Source organism: Bradyrhizobium frederickii, assembly GCF_004570865.1.
In the GTDB taxonomy this organism is placed as follows: Bacteria; Pseudomonadota; Alphaproteobacteria; order Rhizobiales; family Xanthobacteraceae; genus Bradyrhizobium; species Bradyrhizobium frederickii.
On record NZ_SPQS01000023.1, the window covers coordinates 1 to 15,653 of the forward strand.

Below are 15,653 nucleotides of genomic sequence, written 5' to 3' on the forward strand. Positions count from 1 at the left end.
ATGTCGCCGGCCAGAAGCGTGGCGTGACCGCAGCAATCAAACGCGCCTTCCGACGCCGATCCGCGGTCGAACCGGTGATAGGCCATCTCAAGAATGAGCACCGGATGAACCGAAATCATCTCGCCGGCACCCGCGGCGACGCCGCCAACGCGGTCCTTGCCGCCGCGGGCTACAACTTCCGGATTCTGATCCTCTGGCTCACGACTTTGTTTGTCCGGATCTGCTGCGCCTTCCTGTTCGCCGGCGCCTGGTCATCCCGTCAACAGACCTCATGATCAACGTTCTTCACGGTCGACCAGCAAACGCCGTCGTCCCTGCGCACGCAGGGACCCATACCGCGTGATCTCCCGGTGGGTCTCGGTGTGAGATGCGCGGGTTGGCAATCTTCGCAAAACTTCTCCCTGGGGTTATGGGTCCCTGCGTGCGCAGGGACGACACTGTGCTTGTTGCGAGAGCATCGCACCCATGACGCCCATGTGGTTGACCAGTGAGTCTGTTCCCGTCAGGCTAACCAGCCTGCCTTCCTAGCCACTTAGCTCCCCCGCTCACCACCCCCATGTTCACCATCGCCAGCCTCTGGATTCCCTTCACCATCATTGCCGCGCTCGGGCAGGTCGTGCGCAATGCGATGCAGCGGTCGTTGACGAAGCCGCTGGGGACCTGGGGCGCGACCAATATCCGCTTCCTGTTCGGCTTTCCGTTCTCGGTGCTGTTTCTGGGCGTGGTGCTGGTTGCGACCGGCGATCATCTCGGCATGCCGCCGACCGCGTTCTGGCCGTGGCTGCTGCTGGGGGCGCTCAGCCAGATCGTCGCCACCGGCCTGATGCTGCTCGCGATGAACGACCGCTCCTTCGTGGTGACGACGGCGTACCTCAAGACCGAGGCGATCCAGACCGCGATCTTCGGCTTCGTCTTCCTCGGCGATCACCTGACCTGGCTGAAGGTGCTGGCGATCGTGATCGCGACCATCGGCGTCGTCATCACTGCGCTCCGGCCAGGCGGTGAGAAGAGCTTTGCGGAGCTGAAGCCGACCATCACCGGGCTCGTTGCGGCGGCGGCCTTCGCGCTTTCCGCGGTCGGCTTCCGCGGCGCCATCATCAATGTGTCTGATGTCTCCTTCGTGACCGCGGCGTCGGTCACGCTGGTGCTCGGCCTGTTCGTGCAGACGCTGATCCTGACGATCTACCTGCTCTGGCGGGCGCCGGACGTGCTGCGGGGAATCCTTGGGTTATGGCGGCCGTCGATGCTGGCAGGCTTCACGGGCGCCTTCGCCTCGCAATTCTGGTTTCTGGCGTTCGCGCTGACGGCCGCCGCCAATGTCCGCACGCTCGCTCTGATCGAGGTGCTGTTCGCGCAAGGCGTGGCGTATTACTCGTTCAAGCAGCCGGTCGCGCCGCGCGAGCTTTTTGGCATCGTGCTGATCGTGATCGGCGTGGCGGTGCTGGTGGGAGTGTAGCTGCTGTCATTCCGGGGCGCGTCGGAGACGCGAACCCGGAATCTCGAGATCCCGGGTCTGGTCCTTCGGACCATCCCGGGATGACGCGCTTTGCGCGTCAATTCCGGTCTTCCGGCAGCGTCGGCAGCGGCGAGACCTCGATGCCCTCGTCGATCAGCGATTTCGCTTCTTCAGGGGAGGCCTCGCCGTAGATCGGGCGGTGCTCCTTGTCGCCGTAATGCATCGCGCGGGCTTCGTTGGCGAAGCGCTCGCCGACATTGTCGGCGTTCTTGACGATGTGATCGCGCAGCTCCTTCAGCTTGGCGCGCAGCTCTTTCTCCTGCGCCATCAACAGCGAGGTCGGACCTGACGGCGCGGCTTCGGGCGTGGGAGCAGTCGCCGCTTCCGGCGGCGGCGTCGCACGCCCGCGGCCCTTCTTGCCGACGATGCGCGGCGCCATGATCGCCTTCTCGACCTTGGCCGAGCCGCAGATCGGGCAGGTCACGAGCTTGCGCTTGACCTGCTGGTCATAGGCCGACGAGCTCTGGAACCAGCTCTCGAAGCCGTGGTCCTTTTCGCAGTGAAGCGCGTAGCGGATCATGCCGATCCCCGCACGAGGTGCAGATGGTCCGGCCCCGCCTTGGGGTCGGACACGCCGAAACGGCGGCCGTGCTGGAGCGAGGGAATCGCGCGGCGCGCGGTCTCGACCTTGGCCGGATCGATCCTGGCCATGACGATGCCGGGCTCGACGTCGCCCTCGGCGAGGATCTCGCCCCAGGGATCGATGATCAGCGAATGGCCGTAGGTCTCGCGCTTGTTCTCGTGCAGCCCGGCCTGGGCTGCGGCGAAGATGAAGCAGCCGGTCTCGATCGCGCGCGCACGCAGCAAGACATACCAATGCGCTTCGCCGGTTTTGCGGGTGAAGGCCGAGGGCACGGTGATGAAATACGCGCCGCTTTCGGCAAGCGCGCGATAAAGCGCGGGGAAGCGCACGTCGTAGCAGATCGTCAAGCCCACCCGGCCCCAGGGCAGGTCGGAGATCACCGCGGTCTCGCCGGGCTGGTAATTGGCGGATTCGCGGTAGCTCTCGCCGTCCGGCAGCTCGATGTCGAACATGTGGATCTTGTCGTAGCTCGCGAGCACATTGCCCTCGGGCCCGATCAGGAAGGAACGGTTGACCGCCTTCTCCGGCGAAAAGCGCAGCGCCAGCGAGCCGACATGGAGATGGATCTTCAGCTCCTGAGCGAGCGCCCGGTAGGCCTTCAGCGAGGTGTCGTCCTCCTCGCTCTGCAGATGCTCGAACAGCGCCTTGCGGTTCAGCTGCATCATGTTGCTGACTTCGGGCGTCTGCACGTAGTCGGCGCCGTTGGCTGCCGCCTGCCGGATCAGCTTGGTGGCCTGTTCGAGGCTCGGCCCCGGCATCAGGCCGGTGCGCATCTGCACCATCGCGGCGGTGAACGTGCGGTTCTCGCTCATGAGCTGGCCTTCACGCCTTCGAGCATGCCGTCGAGCTTGCCTTCGCGGTCGAGTGCGTACAGGTCGTCGCAGCCGCCGACATGCGTTCCGCCGATCCAGATCTGCGGGAAGGTCGAGCCCTCGCCGGCGCGATCGTACATCTCGGCCCGCCAGGAGGGGTTCTTGGCGACGTCGAATTCGGTGAAGGCCGCCTTCTTGCGGGTCAGCAGCGACTTGGCGGCGGAACAATAGCCGCAGCCCGGCCTGGTGTAGATCTCGACAGCAGCGTTCATCTCGTCTGGCGCTCTCATGTCATGAATTCATTGAATTATATGGGACTTTACCTGGCCTCCACAACCCGGGCGAAGACCAGCACGTCAACCTGGGCGGCTTTGGCGCGCAGCAGGGCCCGCGCGCAGGCATCCAGCGTTGCGCCCGAGGTCAGGACATCGTCGATCAGGACAATGCGGCGGCCCTGGACGTCAGCCTGACGGTCGGAAGATACCTGGAATGCGCCCTGCACATTGGTGGCGCGCTGGGCCCGCGACAGGCCGATCTGCTGCTCCGTCGCGCGCACCCGGCGCAGCACGTCGCCCTGTACCTTCACGCCGCTCTGCCGCTCGATGATTCGCGCCAGCGCCCCGGACTGGTTGTAGCGGCGGCGCCAGGCCCGCCGCCAGTGCAGGGGCACCGGCACCAGCATGTCGGCGCCGGCCAGCAGCTCGCCGCCCGCCCGTGCCATCCAGCGCCCCATTGCGGGCGCCAGATCGGTGCGGTCCTGGTATTTCAGCGCATGCACCAGCGTGCGCGCGACGTCGTCATAGCGCACCGCCGCGCGGGCGCGCATGTAGGCCGGCGGGCTCGCGATCGCCTCCATCGACAGCATGTCGGGGCCGGGGTCGTAGACGAAGGGAATGCCGAGCCGCGGGCAATAGGGCCGCTCGATGAACGACAGCCGCGCCCAGCACGAGGCGCAAACGCCCTCGCCGTCGACCGGTTCGCGGCAGGACACGCACAGCGTCGGCAGCGCGATGTCGAGCGCGAGCCGAGCTGCCCGCGACAGGACGTGACGGCTGGCCGTCCACGCGGCACGGAAGGGTGCGGCGATGGAGCGGGTCGGGGCGGCGTCGGCTTCCATGCAGGGAGGCTAGCGTTCCGCTCGGTGGTGCTCAAGCAATTGTACCGGTCTCGTGCCCCGGACGCAGCGCATCGCCCGGGGCTCTGCGCAGCAGCGCAAGAGCGCTGCAGCGCGTCCGGGACACGAGAGCGTTGCCAGAACGGTGGTCATCAGCGTAACCAGCGGCATGGCTCCGACCCCGCAAGTCCCGCCCGCTTTGTTCGATCGCGCCCTGCTGCATGCGCGGCAGCATCGCGCGCAGGCGCAGGGGGCCGTGACCTTCCTGCTCGATCGCGTTGCCGAGGACATGTCGGATCGGCTGGCCGCGGTGATGCGGGAATTTCACGCGCCGGCCGATCTCTGGACGCCCGGCAAGGGGCTTGCGGATTTGCACACGCGCCTGCCCTCGCTCCAGCACATCGCGCTTGACGCGGCTGGCGCGGAGAAGCTGCCTATCTCTTCAGAAAGCCTCGACCTCGTCGTCTCGGCGCTGGCGCTGCAATTCGTCAACGACCTGCCGGGCGTGCTCGCGCAGGTCCGGCGCGCGCTGAAGCCGGACGGGCTGCTGCTCGCCGCCATGATCGGCGGTGACAGCCTGACCGAGCTCCGGCAGGCTTTCGCCGCGGCGGAGGCCGAATGCGAGGGCGGCGTCTCGCCGCGGGTGGCGCCGTTCGCCGATTTGCGCGACGTCGGCGCGCTGTTGCAGCGGGCGGGCTTTGCGCTACCGGTCACCGATGTCGATCGCGTCGTCGTGCGTTACGCCAATGCGTTCGCCTTGATGCAGGATCTCCGTCGCATGGGCGCGGCCAACGTGATGATCGAGCGGCGGCGCTCGCCGTCGCGGCGCGCGACGCTGCTGCGGATGGCCGAAATCTATGCCGAGCGCTTTGCCGATGCCGACGGCCGCATCCGGGCGACGTTCGACATCATCTGGCTCTCCGGCTGGGCCCCGCATGCGAGCCAGCAGCAGCCGCTGAAGCCGGGATCGGCGAAGGCGAGTCTGGCGGAGGCGGTGAAGAAGGCGGGGAAAGAGTAGCGCGTCCCGGACGCGGTGCGGCACGAAGTGACTCTGCGCAGAGCCGGGACCCAGTCTGCGGCTCCTGGGCCCCGGCTCTGCAGCGCTTCGCGCTGCGTCCGGGGCACGGCCTCACATCAATAAATCAATCAGATGCGGGATCAGCGGAATATCCGCGGGCGGCATCGGATAATCGCGCAGTCTGTTGGCGCGGACCCAGGCCAGGGCCTGGCCTTCGCGCGACGCTACCTGTCCCTCCCAGCGCCGGCAGATGTAGAGCGGCATCAGCAGGTGAAAGGTCTCGTAGGCGTAGCTCGCGAAGGTCAGCGGCGCGAGGCACGGCTCGGCGACGATGATGCCGAGCTCCTCGGAGAGCTCGCGGATCAGGCTCTGCTCCGGCCGCTCGCCCGGCTCACACTTGCCGCCGGGGAATTCCCAGAGGCCGGCCAGCGCCTTGCCCGCGGGGCGCTGCGCGATCAGGACGCGCTTGTCGGCATCCACAAGCGCGCAGGCCACCACCAATGTCAGTTTAAGATCGGCCATGCCCGCAATGTCGCTCGCTGAGGTCGTTCGCAAGGATTCGTTAATCCCGTTGAGGGGGCCACGTGTCTGGCCTCCCATAAGTCATATTTAATCAACGGTTCCTAGAGTGGGAACATATTTAAACCATTCCGGGCCCAATTCATGCGCGCTGTGCTTCGCACCACCATCCGCCGATTCGTACGCGACCGGCGCGGCAATATCGCGGTGATCTTCGCACTCGCCTGCGTCCCCCTGATCACGGCGGTTGGCTGCGCGGTCGATTACTCCCGCGCCACGCAGATGCAAGCCAAGCTTCAGGCCGCGGCCGATGCCGCCAGCGTCGGCGCGGTCGCCAAGGCATCGCCGGCCTTCAAGGCGGCGGGCACGATGAACTCGGACGGTGCGATCCCGGAGGGCGTCACCGACGCGAGGAACATCTTCAATGCCAACGTCGCCAATCTGACCGGCTATACGCTCGACAGCGTCACGCCGACCGTGGTCAAGAACGGCTCGACCGTCAGCTCGACCGTCGCGTTCAGCGGCACCATCAAGACCATGTTCCTCGGCGTGATCGGCAAGTCCGCGTTGACCGTGACCGGCACGTCGAAGGCGACGGCGAGCATGCCGCTCTATGTCGACTTCTACCTCCTGCTGGACAATTCGCCGTCGATGGGCGTGGCGGCGACGCCGGCCGACGTGACCAAGCTGGTCAACGCGACCACCGGCAGCAGCTTCAAGCCCAACGACCAGTGCGCCTTCGCTTGCCACGACTACAACGACTCCAACAATTACTACAATCTGGCCAAGAGCATCGGCGTGACAACGCGGATCGACGTGCTGCGTACCGCCACCCAGTCCCTGATGGACACGGCTGCCGCGAGCCAGACCTATTCGAACCAGTTCCGCATGGCGATCTACGATTTCGGCGCGGAGTCAAAGACGATCGGCTTGCGTACGCTTTTCGCGTTGTCCTCGAATTTGTCGAGCGCGAAGACGGCGGCCGGCAACATCGACCTGATGGGCGTCTACGGCAACAACGACAAATATACCAAGGATCAGGACACGCCGTTCAGCACTATCTTTCCGGCGATCAACAACGAGATCCCCAATCCCGGAAGCGGTAAATCCAACGCGCCCCTGAAGTATCTCTTTTTCGTCTCCGACGGTGTCGCCGACGAAAGCAATAAGGACTGCCTGAAGCCGTTGTCGGGTTCCTCGCGGTGCCAATCGCCGATCAACGCTTCGCTCTGCAAGACGATGAAGGACCGGGGCGTCAAGGTCGCCGTGCTGTACACGACCTATCTCGCGCTGCCCACCAACGGCTGGTACATGAAATGGATCGATCCGTTCAATGCCGGGCCCTATGGCCCGTCGCCGAACAGCGAGATCGCGCAGAACATGCAGAGCTGCGCTTCGCCAGGGCTGTATTTCGAGGTGAGCCCGACCGAGGGCATCGCGGACGCGATGAACGCGCTGTTCAAGAAAGCGGTCGCCGACGCCCGGATCTCGGGGTGATGCAATCAATCACCGTCACCCTGAGGTGGCCGCTTCCTAGCGGCCCTCGAAGGGCGAGGGCCCGGCTGTTTCCGCGCTGCTGCAGCGTGGCCGTTCATCCTTCGAGGCTCTCCACGCGGCGCTTGGCGCCGCGTGTCTCGCACCTCAGGATGACGGACTGCGGAGTCGCAACAGAAATTACGACCTGTAGTCCCCGTTGATCGCCACATATTCCTTGGTGAGATCGCAAGTCAGCACGCGGTCGCGGCCCTTGCCGAGGCCGAGCGAGACCAGAATCGCGATCTCCGGCGCTTTCATCGCTTCCGACACCTGGGCCTCGTCATAGGACGGATCGCGCGCGCCGCTCTTGGCGACGCGGATGCCGTTGAACGAGATCGAGAGCTTGTCGCGGTCGGCCGGCTCGCCGGCCTTGCCCACCGCCATCACCACGCGGCCCCAATTGGCGTCCTCGCCCGCGATCGCGGTCTTGACCAGCGGCGAGTTGGCGATCGACATCGCGATCTTGCGCGCCGAGGCCTTGGTCTTGGCGCCCTCGACAATGATCTCGACCAGCTTGCGCGCGCCTTCGCCGTCGCGGGCGACCTGCTCGGCGAGGTTGGCGAGCACCTGGTTGAAGGCCTTGACGAAGGCCTTCAGGCGCGGATCGCTGGCGCGGCTGATCCTTGGTGCGCCGTGCGCGGCGGCAGCACCGGTGGCGAAGGCCAGCAGCGTGTCCGAGGTCGAGGTATCGCCGTCGATCGTCACCGCGTTGAAGGTGTCCTCGACACCGGCCTTGAGCAGCGCCTGCAAGGCCGCGGGCGCGATCGGGGCGTCGGTGAAGATGAAGGACAGCATTGTCGCCATATCGGGAGCGATCATGCCGGCGCCCTTGGCCATGCCGTTGATGGTGACCTTGGCCTTGCCGAGCTTGACGGTCGCGGTCGCGACCTTCGGAAAGGTATCGGTGGTCATGATCGCCTTGGCCGCGGCGAGATAGTCGCCGGGCTCGGCGGTCTCGGCGAGGCGGCCGAGCACGCCGTCGAACTTGGTCGCATCCAGCGGCTCGCCGATCACGCCGGTCGAGGCCAGGAAGATTTCGCCCTCGCGGCAGCCGACCGCCTTGGCCGCGATCTTGGCGGTCAGCGCGGTGGAGGCGCGGCCGGTCTTGCCGGTGAAGGCGTTGGCATTGCCGGAATTGACGACGAGGGCGCGCGCCTTGCCGCCCTTCAGCTTGGCGCGGCACCATTCCACCGGTGCCGAGGGGCATTTCGATTTGGTGAAGACGCCGGCAACCGCGGTTCCCTTGTCCATCACCGCCAGCAGCACGTCGGTGCGGTTCTTGTAGCGGATGCCGGCTTCGGCCGTCGCAAGACGGATGCCCGCGATCACGGGCATGTCGGGAACGGTTTTGGGAGCGAGCGGGGAGACGGTGGAGGACATCGTGGGGCGCCTTGGTGAGGTCTGGACATGCAGATGGCCGGGGGATGCCCGGCCATTGCGATGCTTAGATACTCTCGGCGTCAGCGAAGTGACAGCGAATTCTTACTTCTTCGCCGGCGGCGCCATCTTGCTGTCGGACGGCTTGGCGTCCTTGGACGCATCAGCCGCCGGCTGGTCCAGCCGCTCGACCTTGGCTTCGGTGCGCAGCTTGGCGACATACTCGGCCTGGGCCTTGCGGGTCACATACTGCTCGATCTGCGCCTTGACCTGCTCGAAGTCCGGCGCCTTGCGGTTGCGCTTTTCCTCGACCTTGATGATGTGCCAGCCGAACTGTGACTTCACGGGGTCGGAGACCTTGCCCGGCTCCAGCGCGAAGGCGACGGTGGAGAATTCCGGCACCATCTGCTCCTTGGTGAAGAAGCCGAGGTCGCCGCCATCGGCCGAGCCCGGATCCTTGGACTTCTTCTTGGCCAGCTCGGCGAAATCGGCGCCCTTGTCGAGTTCGGCCTTGACCGCCTTGGCCTCGTCCTCGGTCTCGACCAGGATGTGGCGGGCGCGCACCTCCTGCTCGCCGGTGATCTGCTTGGAGGCCTCCTCGTAGACCTTCTTCATGGCGTCGGGGGTGGTGGCGGCCTTGCCCTCATTGGCGAGCAGGCTGTCCATCAAGAGCCGGTTGCGGGCGAATGCCAGGCGCTTCTTGAACTCCTCGCTGTCGGCGACCTTCTTGTCCTCGGCAGCCTTGCTGACGATCTTCATGTCGATCAGGAACGACAGGACGTTCTCGTCCTTGGTCGCGGGGTCCATCTGGGCGAGGCTCGGCCCGAGCTCCTCCTCGGCCATGGCGACGTCGCTCTTCTTGATTTCCGCCCCATTGACCTTCGCCAGCACCGGATCGTCGGCCGCCCGGAGCGGGCCCGCGAACGCCAGCGACAGCGCCAGAGCAAGGCTGCCAGCCAGGGCGGTCGCAAGGCGGAAACGCTGGCCGGTGGTTACCGGGAACGAGCTGGTCATGGAAAATCCTTATGTTGAAGCAGGGGGCTGCTCGAGCGGGGCGGACACTCGCCCAAGTCAGGGGGGCTTGGCAACGCGAAAAGTCTGTCAAAATGATGAATTAGCCGCAATGCGCCCGCCGTTGACAAGGCCCCGACCGGGCCATATCTCTGGCCGGTCGCGACCATGGCGATGGCGTTTATTTTGCTGCGTTTTTGGCCGTTGAACCCAGGCTTGCCCAATTCCCACCCATATGGCGGACGACCCCGCAGTCCGGGCCGAAGACGCCATCAGGCGTCACGGTGAGTTGATAGGCAGGCGGGTGACAACTTTCTCGGGCCCAACGCGGTTAAATCGCGAACACAGGAACTAGGCATGATCGGCGCGCTCGCCCGCAAGTTTTTCGGCTCCGCCAACGACCGGCGGGTGAAGGGATATCAGTCCCGCGTCAACGCGATCAACGCGCTGGAACCCGAGGTTTCCAAGCTTTCGGACGAGGCGCTCAAGGCCCGCACCGCCGAGTTCAAGAAGCAGCTTGCCGAGGGCAAGACGCTGGACGATCTCCTGGTGCCCGCCTTCGCCACCGTGCGTGAGGCCGCCAAGCGCACCCTCGGCCAGCGCCATTTCGACGTCCAGCTGATCGGCGGCATGGTGCTGCACGAGGGCGATATCGCCGAGATGAAGACCGGCGAAGGCAAGACGCTGGTCGCAACGCTCGCGGTCTACCTCAACGCGCTCGCCGGCAAGGGCGTCCACGTCGTCACCGTCAACGACTACCTCGCCCGCCGCGACTCCGGCTGGATGGGCCAGATCTACGGCTTCCTGGGCATGACCACCGGCGTGATCGTGCACGGCCTCGACGATTCCGAGCGCAAGGCGGCCTATGCCTGCGACATCACCTACGGCACCAACAACGAATACGGCTTCGACTATTTGCGCGACAACATGAAGTACCGGCTCGAGGACATGGTCCAGCGCCCGCACTTCTTCGCCATCGTCGACGAGGTCGACTCCATCCTGATCGACGAGGCGCGCACGCCGCTGATCATCTCCGGCCCGCTCGACGACCGCTCCGACTTCTACAACACCATCGATTCGTTCCTGCCCAAGCTCGACAAGACCGATTACGACGTCGACGAGAAGCAGCGCACGGTGACGCTGACCGAAGCCGGTATGGAGAAGATCGAGACGCTGCTGCGCGATGCCGGCCAGCTCAAGGGCGAGTCGCTCTACGACGTCGAGAACGTCTCCGTCGTGCACCACATCAACCAGGCGCTGCGCGCCCACACGCTGTTCACCCGCGACAAGGACTACATCGTCCGCGACGACGAGGTCGTCATCATCGACGAGTTCACCGGACGCATGATGCCGGGCCGCCGTTATTCGGAAGGCCTGCACCAGGCGCTGGAGGCCAAGGAGCACGTCCAGGTCCAGCCCGAGAACCAGACGCTGGCCTCGATCACCTTCCAGAACTACTTCCGCATGTACGAGAAGCTCGCCGGCATGACCGGCACGGCCGCGACCGAAGCGGACGAGCTGTTCGACATCTACAAGCTCGAGGTCGTGGAGATCCCGACCAATCTGCCGGTCGCCCGTCTCGACGAGGACGACGAGGTCTACCGCACCCAGCAGGAAAAATACCAGGCGATCCTCGCCGAGATCGAGCGCGCCAATTCGCGGCTGCAGCCGGTGCTGGTCGGCACGGCCTCGATCGAGAAGTCGGAAGTGCTCGCCGAATTCCTCAAGAAGAACGGCTACAAGCAGATCGACTTCGGCAAGGAGCACGCCCTCGACAAGCTCTATGCGGCGGCCCGCGCCGGGAAGCCGGCGAAGCTGTTCGCCGTGCTGAACGCGCGCTTCCACGAGCAGGAAGCCTATATCGTCGCGGAAGCCGGCGTGCCCGGCGCGATCACGATCGCCACCAACATGGCCGGCCGCGGCACCGACATCAAGCTCGGCGGCTCGCTGGAGATGCGCATCCAGCAGGAGACCGCCGGGATCACCGACGAAGCGGAGAAGGCCAGGAAGATCGAGCAGATCAAGGCCGACATCGAGACCTTCCGCAATATCGTGCTGAAGGCCGAGGAGACCGTCGAGATCGAGCCGGCGAAGGGGTCCAAGCCCGCCAAGACCGTGAAGAAGCCGGGCGGTCTCTACATCATCGGCTCAGAGCGTCACGAATCCCGCCGCATCGACAATCAGCTGCGCGGCCGCTCCGGCCGTCAGGGCGACCCCGGCCGCTCGAAGTTCTTCCTGTCGCTGGAAGACGATCTGATGCGCATCTTCGGCTCGGACCGTCTCGACAGCATGCTGCAGCGTCTCGGCCTGCAAGAGGGCGAGGCCATCATCCATCCCTGGATCAACAAGGCGCTCGAGAAGGCGCAGCAGAAGGTCGAGGCGCGCAACTTCGACATCCGCAAGAACCTGCTCAAGTTCGACAACGTCCAGAACGACCAGCGCAAGGTGATCTTCGACCAGCGCGTCGAGCTGATGAAGGACGACAGCGTCGCCGAAACCGTCACCGACATGCGCCACGCCTTTATCGACGACCTCGTCGCCAAGCACGTGCCCGAGCATGCCTATGCCGAGCAGTGGGACGTCGCAGGCCTGAAGGACGAGCTGAAGCGCGTGCTCGATCTCGACCTGCCGGTCGACGAATGGGCCAAGGAAGAGGGCATCGCCGACGAGGAATTGCTCAACCGGATCGAGACCAGGGCCGACGAGCACATGGCGGCCAAGGTGGCGCAATGGGGTCCCGACGTGATGCGTTACGTCGAGAAGACCATTTTGCTCCAGACCCTCGACCATCTCTGGCGCGAGCACCTGATCATGCTCGACCATCTGCGCCAGGTCATTGGCCTGCGCGGTTACGGCCAGCGCGATCCCTTGCAGGAGTACAAGACCGAAGCCTTCAATCTCTTCCAGGAGATGAGCGCCCATTTGCGCGAGGCCGTCACGGCGCAGCTGATGCGGGTCGAGATCGTCCCGCCGGAGCAGGAAGCTCCGGTCCTGCCGCCGATGGAGGCGCACAAGTTCGACCCCAACACCGGCGAGGACGAGATGGCGCTTGCCAGCGTCACGCTCGGCGCGCAGGCCACCGATGCCACGCTTCGCGACCCCAAGAACCCCGCCAGCTGGGGCAAGGTCGGCCGCAACGAGGATTGCCCGTGCGGAAGCGGCAAGAAGTACAAGCACTGTCACGGACGGTATGCTTGAGGGCTGAGGCCCCCGAGCTGCAGCGTCGCTGAAGGTCCTCAGGGGATCATTCCGCAGTCGAACATCTTGTTGGCGACCGGCGCGGCCACCTTGTTGATGAATTTCACCTTGAGGGAGGGATTGCCCTTCAGGAAGGCAACCGCTGCTCCGATGATTTCTGGCGGGGGCTCTCCCTTCTTTGCTTTCAGATCCTCGCAGCTGGACGTCTTGTATTTTTGGATGACGATTCCCGCGATCATGTCCAGCGGGCCCTCCGGAGGCAATTCGGGAGGCGGCGGCGGCATCTGAGCTGTCGCGGGGGTCGTTGCGATCACCGCGATTGCGACCAGAACCTTCAGCCGTCGCGACTTTCGTGTGGGCCGGATCAAGCGGGTCTTCGAGCGGAGCTCGTCCCACCAGCGCGAGGGACAAGGGGAAGAAAGCGGCACCATGATCTCCATTTAATGAACTATACGGTATAGTATATTTTATTGTTCGATGCCGTCAAGCTGGTCGCCCATGTGCGCTCTGCGCGCAAGGTCGCAATCCCGCGGCGCATCGGCGCCCAGGTCTTTGCTTTATTCTTGCCCCTCGGGAATCGGAAGGGCGCAGGGAAGGCCGGGTACCGGCTGGCACCCGCGAGCCCCTGTGCAATGATGCGTAGGTAGACGCTCACAGGGGAGACACAGGTGCAGCCCGATAACCGGCCTTCCCTGCGCGATGGTTTGACGGCTTATGTCGCGCTCTCCCCGGGGAGCGTTGCACTATTGCCCCCGTCGCCTCGCAGATCGCTGATATGCGCAACCCGGTCGGGCACGCACACCACCGCGGAGACTTGACGCCAGCCTGCGGGCGCCAGGACCACACGATTTTGCCGTACGCAAGCCGCGCTGTCGTACCCGCGCCCGCTGATCGCTCACGGGGACTACCCGCCCTGCGACTGCACCTGGCGCCACTGCCGCCCGCGTCCACCGCAACCCACCCCACGAACCGTGACGATCGCGACCCGCCCCTTCCGGAGGGATGAGATGGCGAGGGAGTATAGGGTGTGTCGTGCTTCGGATAAAGAGAAATTAGGTATATCCGAATGTTTTGTGGAAAAGGGCTGCATTGCCCCGCGACTTTGGCGCGCAGGGTGCTCGAACCAGATCAAAAGGTCATCTTGGGACCGCAGAATACGTCGTTGGCGTCATGAAGAGCGCATCTTCAAGAGGTGGAGCGATTTCAAACATCTGCGCATGATTGCGAAAGTGAAAGACGCGCCGAACTCGATATTTGTCGCTTCTCGCTTCAGCAACGTCGACCTCCCGTTTGGTGAGCCAAAACGGCGTGCGTTCGTGTCCGCACGTCGTCTTGATTTCCAGTAACCGCTCTTGTCCATCGGGTTCAAAGGAACGGACATCGTACCCGTATCCGTCGCCATCCAGGTCGGAGACCCAACGAACGTTATCGAATCTTCTCGCCCAGCTCGTCGGAGGCGGATGCGTTCGAACTCTACGACGAACTTTTCTCCGGTCTTCCCCAAGTCGCGGTTTCTGGCATCCCGCTCTGCGGGATCAAACTTCCCGACAAGCTGGCGGATCGCAGGCGGAAGCACCTTCGGCGTTGAAACGCCTCCGGTCCATATCGGGCTCCTGATCTTCAGGTGCATCACGGACCGGCGGCGCACGCTGTATGAGCGCGGCTCAAATCTCATCGCGCTTTAATCACCGGGCAAACGGCTTCGACGCAAATCCCCGGCGGCCCGCCGCGGCTGCTCCAGCGATCACTTCCTAGTGTTGCTGCTTGCGCAGATTTCGGAGGCTCAGTGCTTTCGTCCGGCTGCGCAGGTTGAAGGACTGTCTCACGTCCCGGAATGCCAACGGCAGGATGCGGGATCGTGTCGCGAACGGGAACGCCGCCGGCTAGCCCATCCAATTTTCCGCCACGGCTCTTGTGATCTGCTTCACCTGAAGAGAGCTCAATCTGTGCTTTGATTGAATCACAACACGCGGCAAAAATGGGAGATCGGACAATGTCTGGAATGGGACGTGCGCTGCCGACTGCCTTTTGTGTTCTTGCATTCAGCTTTTACGGCGGCGGTCCTGCCCCTGCGAGCCAAGTGGCCGGATGGTGGGGCGGAACATGGTCTTGCAAGATCGACGGCCGGCCGGCCCGGATGAAGTGGGCCGCCGTGGACGACAGTCAGACAACCTGCGACGGGAACGTTTGCACCAGCACCTCGGGAGCACGCTGGGCAGGCAGATTTTCAGACAATGGCTCGCGATGGGTGAACCTGACAAATCCACGCAGCGGTACCCAGGGCGGCCTGTACTTCCAGCACGCTGACGGCAACAAATGGTACCTGGCTAAACCGGTCAGCAACCGGGCCGTGGGCTGGACGACATGGAACCGCCAGCGCTATCCGCTCTCGTGCTGGCGATGATGCATTTGTGCGTCGCCCGTTCGGCCTGCGCATGGACTTAAGGGCGAGCCTCGCGCGCTCAATGAGGCTCGCATGCTCCGATCATGTTCAATTCGAGCTGTCGATCAGGCTCTCGAGCAGCCGCTTCAACTCGCTGGTCGACTTGTCGCCGTAGCTCTCCAGGATGTGTTCCTCCTGGTCCACCGCGAGCGAGTTGAGCTTCTTGCACAGCACCTTGCCGCGGTCGGAGATGAACATCAGCACTTTGCGGCGGTCGTTCGGGTCCTGGAGGCGATAGACCAGCGTGTCCGAGACCATGCGGTCGATCATCTTGGTCAGCGTCGGATGGTTGAGCAGCACGGCCTCTGCGAGTTCGCCCATCGAATGGCCATTGCCATCCGACAGCACTTTCAGGATACGCCATTGCTCGACGGGAACCCCCTCCTTGCTCAGCCGCAATTCGAGCTGCCGGTTGATCTCCCGGTTGGCTTGCGCGAGCAGATAGGCGAGGTGTTCGGTGATCGGAGTGTTTGCTTTGGTCGGTTTTGCCACGGCTAAGACTTCGTCTTGACCCAAATGAGTGAAT

At 64.4% G+C, this 15,653-nt stretch carries 16 protein-coding genes; 6 read left to right on the forward strand and 10 right to left on the reverse strand.

Features of this window, described 5'->3' with window-relative positions; all coding sequences use genetic code 11:
* A partial coding sequence (locus E4K64_RS30910; protein ID WP_209311901.1) for a transposase occupies positions 1–275 on the forward strand: 275 nt, incomplete at its 5' end.
* A 281-nt stretch (positions 276–556) separates the two neighbouring features.
* Positions 557–1,456 carry an EamA family transporter gene (locus E4K64_RS30915; RefSeq protein WP_135166777.1) on the forward strand — a complete coding sequence of 300 codons (900 nt, stop codon included), beginning with the start codon at positions 557–559 and terminating at the stop codon, positions 1,454–1,456.
* Positions 1,457–1,553: 97 nt separating this feature from the next.
* Here E4K64_RS30915 and E4K64_RS30925 read toward each other — a convergent pair whose 3' ends face one another.
* Genes E4K64_RS30925 through E4K64_RS30940 form a run of 4 tightly spaced genes read right to left on the reverse strand, consistent with a single transcriptional unit; the run spans position 1,554 to position 4,028 of the window.
* Positions 1,554–2,036 carry a DUF1178 family protein gene (locus E4K64_RS30925; protein ID WP_135166779.1) on the reverse strand — a complete coding sequence of 161 codons (483 nt, stop codon included), beginning with the start codon at positions 2,034–2,036 and terminating at the stop codon, positions 1,554–1,556.
* Positions 2,033–2,911: a carbon-nitrogen hydrolase family protein gene (locus E4K64_RS30930; protein WP_135166780.1), complete on the reverse strand. Its 879-nt coding sequence runs from the start codon at positions 2,909–2,911 to the stop codon at positions 2,033–2,035. The genes E4K64_RS30925 and E4K64_RS30930 overlap by 4 nt, the downstream gene beginning before the upstream one ends.
* The gene (grxC, locus tag E4K64_RS30935) at positions 2,908–3,183 is read right to left on the reverse strand and encodes a glutaredoxin 3 (RefSeq protein WP_126260706.1); all 276 of its coding nucleotides are present in this window, start codon (positions 3,181–3,183) and stop codon (positions 2,908–2,910) included. Before grxC ends, E4K64_RS30930 begins: the two co-directional genes overlap by 4 nt.
* A gap of 47 nt (positions 3,184–3,230) precedes the next feature.
* Entirely contained in the window at positions 3,231–4,028 is a 798-nt protein-coding gene (locus E4K64_RS30940) for a ComF family protein (protein WP_135166781.1), read from the reverse strand.
* Positions 4,029–4,194: 166 nt separating this feature from the next.
* Between E4K64_RS30940 and E4K64_RS30945 the strand changes: the two genes are divergently transcribed.
* A complete protein-coding gene (locus tag E4K64_RS30945; protein WP_135166868.1) occupies positions 4,195–5,043 on the forward strand; it encodes a methyltransferase domain-containing protein in 849 nt (282 codons plus the stop codon).
* 111 nt (positions 5,044–5,154) lie between these two features.
* Here E4K64_RS30945 and E4K64_RS30950 read toward each other — a convergent pair whose 3' ends face one another.
* Positions 5,155–5,565 (reverse strand): (deoxy)nucleoside triphosphate pyrophosphohydrolase, encoded by a 411-nt coding sequence (locus E4K64_RS30950; protein WP_135166782.1) that lies wholly within the window; start codon positions 5,563–5,565, stop codon positions 5,155–5,157.
* A gap of 141 nt (positions 5,566–5,706) precedes the next feature.
* Between E4K64_RS30950 and E4K64_RS30955 the strand changes: the two genes are divergently transcribed.
* Positions 5,707–7,059 (forward strand): TadE/TadG family type IV pilus assembly protein, encoded by a 1,353-nt coding sequence (locus E4K64_RS30955; protein WP_135166783.1) that lies wholly within the window; start codon positions 5,707–5,709, stop codon positions 7,057–7,059.
* A gap of 177 nt (positions 7,060–7,236) precedes the next feature.
* Here E4K64_RS30955 and argJ read toward each other — a convergent pair whose 3' ends face one another.
* Positions 7,237–8,478 (reverse strand): bifunctional glutamate N-acetyltransferase/amino-acid acetyltransferase ArgJ, encoded by a 1,242-nt coding sequence (gene argJ / locus E4K64_RS30960; RefSeq protein WP_135166784.1) that lies wholly within the window; start codon positions 8,476–8,478, stop codon positions 7,237–7,239.
* 102 nt (positions 8,479–8,580) lie between these two features.
* On the reverse strand, positions 8,581–9,489 hold the full coding sequence (locus tag E4K64_RS30965; RefSeq protein ID WP_126260711.1) for a peptidylprolyl isomerase: 909 nt from the start codon (positions 9,487–9,489) through the stop codon (positions 8,581–8,583).
* 354 nt (positions 9,490–9,843) lie between these two features.
* Here E4K64_RS30965 and secA point away from each other — a divergent pair, with 354 nt between their 5' ends.
* The gene (gene secA / locus E4K64_RS30970; RefSeq protein ID WP_135166785.1) at positions 9,844–12,684 is read left to right on the forward strand and encodes a preprotein translocase subunit SecA; all 2,841 of its coding nucleotides are present in this window, start codon (positions 9,844–9,846) and stop codon (positions 12,682–12,684) included.
* A gap of 38 nt (positions 12,685–12,722) precedes the next feature.
* Here the strand turns inward: secA and E4K64_RS30975 are convergent, their stop codons facing one another.
* A complete protein-coding gene (locus E4K64_RS30975) occupies positions 12,723–12,923 on the reverse strand; it encodes a hypothetical protein (protein ID WP_205680534.1) in 201 nt (66 codons plus the stop codon).
* A gap of 897 nt (positions 12,924–13,820) precedes the next feature.
* On the reverse strand, positions 13,821–14,090 hold the full coding sequence (locus tag E4K64_RS40900) for a protein NO VEIN domain-containing protein (RefSeq protein WP_209312001.1): 270 nt from the start codon (positions 14,088–14,090) through the stop codon (positions 13,821–13,823).
* A gap of 596 nt (positions 14,091–14,686) precedes the next feature.
* Here E4K64_RS40900 and E4K64_RS41950 point away from each other — a divergent pair.
* On the forward strand, positions 14,687–15,088 hold the full coding sequence (locus tag E4K64_RS41950; protein ID WP_430642543.1) for a DUF6006 family protein: 402 nt from the start codon (positions 14,687–14,689) through the stop codon (positions 15,086–15,088).
* Between the two features lie 87 nt (positions 15,089–15,175).
* On the opposite strand, the gene E4K64_RS30985 is transcribed toward E4K64_RS41950, so the two are convergent.
* Positions 15,176–15,619 (reverse strand): MarR family winged helix-turn-helix transcriptional regulator, encoded by a 444-nt coding sequence (locus E4K64_RS30985; RefSeq protein ID WP_135166786.1) that lies wholly within the window; start codon positions 15,617–15,619, stop codon positions 15,176–15,178.
* Positions 15,620–15,653: the final 34 nt, after the last annotated feature.

Coding starts and splice junctions, on each gene's coding strand:
- secA (WP_135166785.1), top strand. CDS start 9,844: ATGATCGGCGCGCTCGCCCGCAAGTTTTTCGGCTCCGCCAACGACCGG.
- grxC (WP_126260706.1), bottom strand. CDS start 3,183: ATGAACGCTGCTGTCGAGATCTACACCAGGCCGGGCTGCGGCTATTGT.
- E4K64_RS30945 (WP_135166868.1), top strand. CDS start 4,195: ATGGCTCCGACCCCGCAAGTCCCGCCCGCTTTGTTCGATCGCGCCCTG.
- E4K64_RS30940 (WP_135166781.1), bottom strand. CDS start 4,028: ATGGAAGCCGACGCCGCCCCGACCCGCTCCATCGCCGCACCCTTCCGT.
- E4K64_RS30950 (WP_135166782.1), bottom strand. CDS start 5,565: ATGGCCGATCTTAAACTGACATTGGTGGTGGCCTGCGCGCTTGTGGAT.
- E4K64_RS30915 (WP_135166777.1), top strand. CDS start 557: ATGTTCACCATCGCCAGCCTCTGGATTCCCTTCACCATCATTGCCGCG.
- argJ (WP_135166784.1), bottom strand. CDS start 8,478: ATGTCCTCCACCGTCTCCCCGCTCGCTCCCAAAACCGTTCCCGACATG.
- E4K64_RS30965 (WP_126260711.1), bottom strand. CDS start 9,489: ATGACCAGCTCGTTCCCGGTAACCACCGGCCAGCGTTTCCGCCTTGCG.
- E4K64_RS30975 (WP_205680534.1), bottom strand. CDS start 12,923: ATGATCGCGGGAATCGTCATCCAAAAATACAAGACGTCCAGCTGCGAG.
- E4K64_RS30955 (WP_135166783.1), top strand. CDS start 5,707: ATGCGCGCTGTGCTTCGCACCACCATCCGCCGATTCGTACGCGACCGG.
- E4K64_RS30930 (WP_135166780.1), bottom strand. CDS start 2,911: ATGAGCGAGAACCGCACGTTCACCGCCGCGATGGTGCAGATGCGCACC.
- E4K64_RS30925 (WP_135166779.1), bottom strand. CDS start 2,036: ATGATCCGCTACGCGCTTCACTGCGAAAAGGACCACGGCTTCGAGAGC.
- E4K64_RS41950 (WP_430642543.1), top strand. CDS start 14,687: ATGGGACGTGCGCTGCCGACTGCCTTTTGTGTTCTTGCATTCAGCTTT.